Here is a 6354-nt window from a genome sequence, read left to right on the forward strand (position 1 = left end):
TTCGTGATCCTTGAGGGTAGCCTAGGGAATAAGGGAGGATTTTCCAGTATGGCTACCAGCAAAATCGGCCAAGAATTTCAAGAAAACAGCGCGTTCGCCATCTTGGCCATCAAGAATGTTTACACCTGCCTCCCTACTACGACCTTCGATCTCTCGGACAAGACACGGGTCATGACCCACTTACCGATCCGTGAATTCAGGGTGTGGAAGCAATGGCTGGGCTCTAGTCGTATGAAGCGCCTCGAGAAGGCTAATTTGGTCCTGGTTGTTGAGGAGCCTTCGAACAATCCTGGGGTTCTCGACGATTTGCACAGGCGTATTACCAAAGACCTTCGTTATCTGTTCGCCATGCTGCACCTCCGTCCGGGTATCGATATAGCGAACGGCGCGGATTTACTGGGGGGCTTCTTCGTAAACGGAGAGACCCAAATCCGCCAGGTGGACCGGATGCAAACATTCTTCCAGACCAGAGGGTGGACGCCTAAACCCATCACTATGGATTGGCTCAAAGACAGTGTTGGTCGTCTCAACGGCGTGGCAGCGATGGAAGCGGGCCGGCCGCGGTTTCAGCGGGTCCGTCGAGGCTTGAGGACTCTTTTGAAGGGCCTGCAAGAACGAAGGGGTGATGATCGTCTACACCAGTTTGTCCGATCTCTGGAGGGACCCATTCATCCGGAGAGGGGTGAGACAAAAAAACAGTTCGTGCACCGCTGCCAGACCTTCGCCAAACCAGGTGAGGACACGCGCACCTGGTTGAAGGAAGCCTACGACATGCGTAGCAATACGGAACACCTAAACTCACTAGATCAGGGTGAAGATGCGTGCTGGGAAAGGACCCGGCTAATCGAGTGCCTCGCTTGCAGTGTGTACTCACGACTCCTGTGTGACCCTGAGGTCCGTATGCATTTCGAGACAGACGCTGCGATCGATGAGTTCTGGAAGTTGAGGGACCATGAAAGACGCTGCCTGTGGGGCACTCCCCTCGACCTTTCCCAAATCCCGTAATTATGAAACTTCAAAACTGTGACGATACACATTCCTGGGAGTTCCGGACGACTTGAAACCCGTCGCTGCCATCACCTAGGACGTTGATAGTCTAGCCGCGCAGCTAGCTATTATCCTGGGTGCCGAGTACTCAGGACGCTCTACGAAAGACGCGGCGGCGCTCGGTAACTGAAATTAACAGACTTCCTGCGGGAAAGAAGAGAGATTCGCCGGTTCTCTCTGGAGCCGTGGTACGATTCGCCCCACGGCGAAGAACCCGGATCCAGAAAGGAGGAGATGCATGGGCATCGATAAAGGTGAAGGATCGCCGGGGGAGAAGCCGCTACGTCATCAGCAAGTGCTGGCCAAATGGATCTGTTCGGCGAATGTATGCCCCCCAATTACCGGAGCGCACAGGCGCTTCAAGCATTGGAGTCGAGCCTCGAAACTCGTCCATGGAGTCCTCGGACCTCCAATATGGTCGAATGGAATCCCGTTTAGAACGTGGGATGAAATGAGGGAACCAGGTCGGGAGAATAGATCATAACTCTATTAAATTCAGATAGTTAATGGAAATATTCCGTAAAGGGGACGGCAGTCCCCCCGCTACGCTTTCCCCATCCAATTAGGCAAGCAAACACGGGGCGGTAGGAAAACCGCCTGCCGCGACTCAATCGTCGTCCGCCAACTCCGCGAACTCAAGAACGATGGGCCAATGATCGGAAAACTCCCGGCGGAACCGCCTCCGCTCCCCCGCCGCAGGCGCAACGATCCGCACCTGGGTGACACCCGCGAACTCGTTTTCCCGCTGCGCCCTCGGTATGTAGCACCGGTCGAAGGGAAGATCGGCGATATGGGTCGATCGATCCGAATAGTTCAGATCGAACAGGCCTCCCTTTTTCCGATAAACGCGGCCCGCCGGTTCACTGCGCCGAAGCATATTGAAGTCGCCGATGAAAATGATGTCCCGATCCTGAAAATGTTCTTGGATCTCGGATAACTCCCGGACCAGCGCCTCCGCTTCGCTCCGCCGCTGCTTCACAGCCGCATCATTCCTCCCCGCCTTCATGTGAATGGGAATCACGACGAAATCGGTTCGTCCTCTTCCGCGGGTGAACTTCATGGCGTGGGGATGCCGGTCCCACTCGAAGTACCGGCGTGAAGTGACGTCGGCGACAGGGATCCGGAATCGCCTGCCCACGGCTCGAATTCGCTGCCGGTTCCAGGCCAGACCCGTGTGTTGGGAGCTGTATCGGCGGATCCGTTTGGGGAACAGCCGATAATCCCAGTCATTGCCGGTACGCCGATTCAGGATCCGGAACGCCTCATCCAGCACCCGGTTCGTCATCGAGCCTTCACGTGCATCGGTGTCGTCGATCTCTGAAAGAGCCAACACGTCGAGCCGCAGAACCTCGATCTGTTCCGCCAGCTCCGCCGGCTCCCGAGGCACACCGTATCCGTTGGAAGGAGACTTGCGCAGATAGTCCCGGCTGTCGGGCGATCCCAGGGTCTCGATATTCCAGGCGCCGACGCGGATTCGGTCCTGACCCTGGATCGAGGAAGCCGTTACGGCCAGGACGCCGGCCAAAAGCCACAGATTCATGGGCGAATCCTACCCCGCACGTGTGGCGAATGCCGCGCGGAAGTCCGGCAGCGGGTCCGCTCTCCGGTTCGGCGCAATGCGGGTGAACCTATTCGGGAATCCGGGTCTCCGGGTGCTCCGCCATGTACCGGCCCTGGCGAACCCCGAAGTTCTCCTGAAGCTGGATGGAGAGTCCACCGTCGATGACCAGAGCGTGGCCGGTGATGAAGGAGGCTTCCTCCGAGCAGAGGAAGACCGCGCCATTGGCGATGTCCTCCGGAGTGCCCAAGCGGCCGACGGGGTACTGATCCTGGAAGTAGGCGTGCCCGGAGGGGTTCTCGTCCCACATGGGCTGGAGCCGCTCCGTCACCATGTGACCGGGCAGAATCGAGTTGACGCGTATCCCGGCTGGGCCGAATTCACAGGCCATCTGCCGGGTCATGCCGATGACCGCGGCTTTGGCCGTCTCGTACACCAGAAATCCGGGAGCCATGAGCAGGCCATGGACCGAAGAGATGTTGACGATACTCCCGGCGCCGGTCCTGATCATCTCGGGCACCGCAAGCTTGACTGCCCGGTAGATAGCCTTGACCATTACGTTCATTCCGGCGTCCCAGTCCTCTTCCGAAACCTGAACGGCTCCTCCGGTCCCGGCGGCGGACACGTCAAAGGCGTTGTTGACCAGAATGTCCAGCCTTCCCCATTCCCGAACCGCCCGTTCCACGGCCGCCTGCAGATCCTCTCTCCGGCTGACGTCGGTCCGCAGCGCGAGCGCCGTATTGCCCACCGCCCGAATCCTCTCGACGTTCCTGCGGGATTCGTCCAGGTCGATGTCGGCGATCAGAACCGAGGCTCCCTCCGCCGCCAGACCTCTGGCAATGGCCCCTCCCAGACCCTGGGCGCCTCCCGTGACGATAGCCGCCTGGTCCTGAAGTCTTCCCATTTCGAAGTCCTCGCTTTCGCCTTCCCGCGAATCAGGAGGTGATCCCGATTCCCGCGGCGCGCCTGTAACAGAAGTCGAAGAGGAGTTCCCATTCCAGACGCTGGACCCGGCGGCAGAGCGCCTCGCTGCCCGAGCGGCCTGAGACACAGTCCCGGCACAGGTCCACGAAGGCGTAGGGGTCCCAGCGCTCTCCGGAGCTCAGCCGTTCGGTATCGGCCCCGCCACCGGCCGTCATCCGCCCGGCGCTCCGAGCCAGGTCCGGAAAGACCGGATGCTCCCCGGTCCGGCGAAACCAGTACTTGGCGTTGGGGTAGTCTCCCTCCCGCCGATGCATGACGCCATGCCAGTAGCTTCCGGTGGCCGAGTGAATCGTCTGACTGACGGCATGGGAACGGTCCAGATGGTCATGGTGGAGCCAGAGGCCCGCCAGACAGGCACGGGCCATTTCCCGGTCCACGAGATTCGCATGGGCAAAGGCACCATCCGGCGTCACCGCATCCAACAGACCCTGAATCCTGGGGTCGGGCCGGCCCGGACCCAGTTCCGGAAGACGCTCCGGATCCAGCAGCGGCGACAGAATCGGTCCGTAGTCGGCAGGGTGGAAGGCCATGAGAATCAGGTCAATCCCGGCCAGTCCTCGCCTGATCGGGACCGTGCGGAGAGAAAGGCCCGGCGAATTTTCTTGACGACCGGGTCGGCGAGCGGACCCTCACCGGCGGCCCGGATATTGGCCCTGGCGTTTTGAATGCTGGTGGTGCCCGCGATGGCGCAGTGAACTCCCGGCTGAGACAGGGTGAAGCGCAACGCAATGCCGGGCCAGACCCGAGCCGGATCGCCCTCGAATCCCAGGTCGTCCAGCGTGAAGCCCATGGACTGGAGACGCGCCATATAGGACCTGGCGTAATTCTGGTAGATGCCCCGCTGGTCCGACACGTTTTTCCATGCGGCGTTGGCCAGCGGCCGTTTCGCCAGTACTCCCTGTCCCCCTTCCCGGGTGTGGGGAAGCACCGAATCGATATTGGACTGGTCGCAGATGTTTACGGAAGTCTGGACCACCGCCACGTCGGGCAGGCCGGCGGCGTAGGCGGCGGCTTCATTGTCTCCCGAGTAGCCCACGAAGCGGATCTTTCCCTGGTCCCGGGCCCGCACCAGGGCAGCCAGCGCGTCTCCCTCTTGAAGCACCGGCAGGGAACAGGAGTGGAGCAGCATCACGTCGATGGTGTCGGTGCGGAGGCGCCGCAGAGCCCGGTCCACCGTATTGGTCACGAGCCGGGCCGACCACTCGCGTCCGCGGGCCCCCCCAACTTCATGGCCGCACTTCGTGACCAGGACATAATCCCCGCGCCGGTGACTCACCGCCGCGCCGACGAGTTTTTCCGATCCCGGGTAGCAGGCGGCGGTATCGATGAGGTTCACCCCTTCGTCCAGCAGCGTGTTGAGGAGGCGGGAAACATCCTGGAGATCCTCTCCCAGGTAGCCGACCGGAGCCCCTCCGAAACCAAGGGGGGAAACCATAAACCCAGTGTTGCCAAAGGGATGGAGTTGCATGGCTGCGTTGCCTCGCTGCCAGCCCGTGATGTCGCCTGCCGCGGTTCCACCACCGGCCATCACGCCGATTCTATATGTGGCGTTGTGAGTAAGGCAACAGAGACGGGGCTTGGCGAACGGGCAGTGTCATGCCTTTTTTCGCCCCTGTCTACTACAATGCGAGGGAGCCTCCCAGGAGGCTCGGGTCCATGCAAGTTTACCTGGATTTACTTCGGCATATTCTCGAAAACGGCGTCGAGAAGAGCGACCGCACCGGGACCGGGACCCGGAGCGTTTTCGGGTATCAGATGCGCGTCGACCTGTCCCAAGGTTTCCCGCTGCTGACGACCAAGAAACTGCATCTCCGGTCGGTGATCCATGAGCTCCTCTGGTTTCTGGCGGGAGACACCAACATCGCCTACCTGAACGAAAACGGAGTGAGCATCTGGGACGAGTGGGCCGACCGGGATGGCGATCTGGGCCCGATTTACGGCTACCAGTGGCGCTCCTGGCCGACGCCAAGCGGCCGCCGCATCGACCAGATCACCGGCGTCATCAAGGCCATCCGCACGAATCCCGACTCGCGGCGCCACATCGTGAGCGCGTGGAACGTCGCCGACGTGGACCGGATGAAGCTTCCGCCGTGCCACACGCTGTTCCAGTTCTACGTGGCCGAGGAGCGCCTCTCCTGCCAACTCTATCAGCGGAGCGCCGACGTCTTTCTGGGCGTCCCTTTCAACCTGGCCAGCTACGCCCTGCTGACCCGGATGATGGCCCAGGTCTGCGGACTGGAACCGGGAGAGTTCATCCATACCTTCGGGGATGCGCACCTTTATCTGAATCACCTGGATCAGGCGCGCCTGCAGCTCTCCCGCCGGCCCCGGCCATTGCCCCGCATTCTCCTGAATCCCCGAATCACTTCGATATTCGACTTCCGGTACGAAGACTTCGTGCTGGAAGCCTACGATCCCCATCCCCACATCAGGGCACCCATATCGGTATGAGGCTGTCCATCATCGCGGCCATGGCCCGGAACCGCGTCATCGGCCGCGACAACCGGTTGCCGTGGCGGTTGCCCGCCGACTGGCGGCGATTCAAACGGCTCACCATGGGCCACCATCTGATCATGGGGAGAAAGACATTCGAGTCCATCGGCAGGCCGTTGCCGGGCCGGATCTCCATCGTGCTCACCGGACGGCGTTCCTATGCGCCCGCGGGAGTCCAGGTGGCGGCCTCCCTGGAAGACGCCCTCCGCTTGGCTCAAGGTGACAAAGAAGTCTTCGTCGGAGGCGGCGCCGGAGTCTACCGCCAGACCTTG

At 61.1% G+C, this 6354-nt stretch carries 7 protein-coding genes; 3 read left to right on the forward strand and 4 right to left on the reverse strand.

Annotated features, from left to right (window positions below; all coding sequences use genetic code 11):
• Positions 1-48: 48 nt before the first annotated feature.
• Complete coding sequence (locus tag OXT71_11885; GenBank protein ID MDE2927089.1) at positions 49-1005, forward strand: hypothetical protein; 957 nt, start codon at positions 49-51, stop codon at positions 1003-1005.
• 649 nt (positions 1006-1654) lie between these two features.
• Here OXT71_11885 and OXT71_11890 read toward each other — a convergent pair.
• From OXT71_11890 to OXT71_11905, 4 genes are all read right to left on the reverse strand, one after another.
• Positions 1655-2587 carry an endonuclease/exonuclease/phosphatase family protein gene (locus OXT71_11890; protein MDE2927090.1) on the reverse strand — a complete coding sequence of 311 codons (933 nt, stop codon included), beginning with the start codon at positions 2585-2587 and terminating at the stop codon, positions 1655-1657.
• 88 nt (positions 2588-2675) lie between these two features.
• A complete protein-coding gene (locus OXT71_11895) occupies positions 2676-3509 on the reverse strand; it encodes an SDR family oxidoreductase (protein ID MDE2927091.1) in 834 nt (277 codons plus the stop codon).
• Positions 3510-3540: 31 nt separating this feature from the next.
• Positions 3541-4119, reverse strand: a complete 579-nt coding sequence (locus tag OXT71_11900) for a hypothetical protein (GenBank protein MDE2927092.1) — start codon at positions 4117-4119, stop codon at positions 3541-3543.
• Positions 4120-4124: 5 nt separating this feature from the next.
• On the reverse strand, positions 4125-5024 hold the full coding sequence (locus OXT71_11905; protein MDE2927093.1) for an aldo/keto reductase: 900 nt from the start codon (positions 5022-5024) through the stop codon (positions 4125-4127).
• A 221-nt stretch (positions 5025-5245) separates the two neighbouring features.
• Between OXT71_11905 and OXT71_11910 the strand changes: the two genes are divergently transcribed.
• Positions 5246-6040 (forward strand): thymidylate synthase, encoded by a 795-nt coding sequence (locus OXT71_11910; protein MDE2927094.1) that lies wholly within the window; start codon positions 5246-5248, stop codon positions 6038-6040.
• Positions 6037-6354, forward strand: a 318-nt coding sequence (locus tag OXT71_11915; protein ID MDE2927095.1) for a dihydrofolate reductase, incomplete at its 3' end; no start/stop codon positions are given. The genes OXT71_11910 and OXT71_11915, both read left to right, overlap by 4 nt.

The organism is Acidobacteriota bacterium (genome assembly GCA_028874215.1).
Taxonomy (GTDB): domain Bacteria; phylum Acidobacteriota; class UBA6911; order RPQK01; family JAJDTT01; genus JAJDTT01.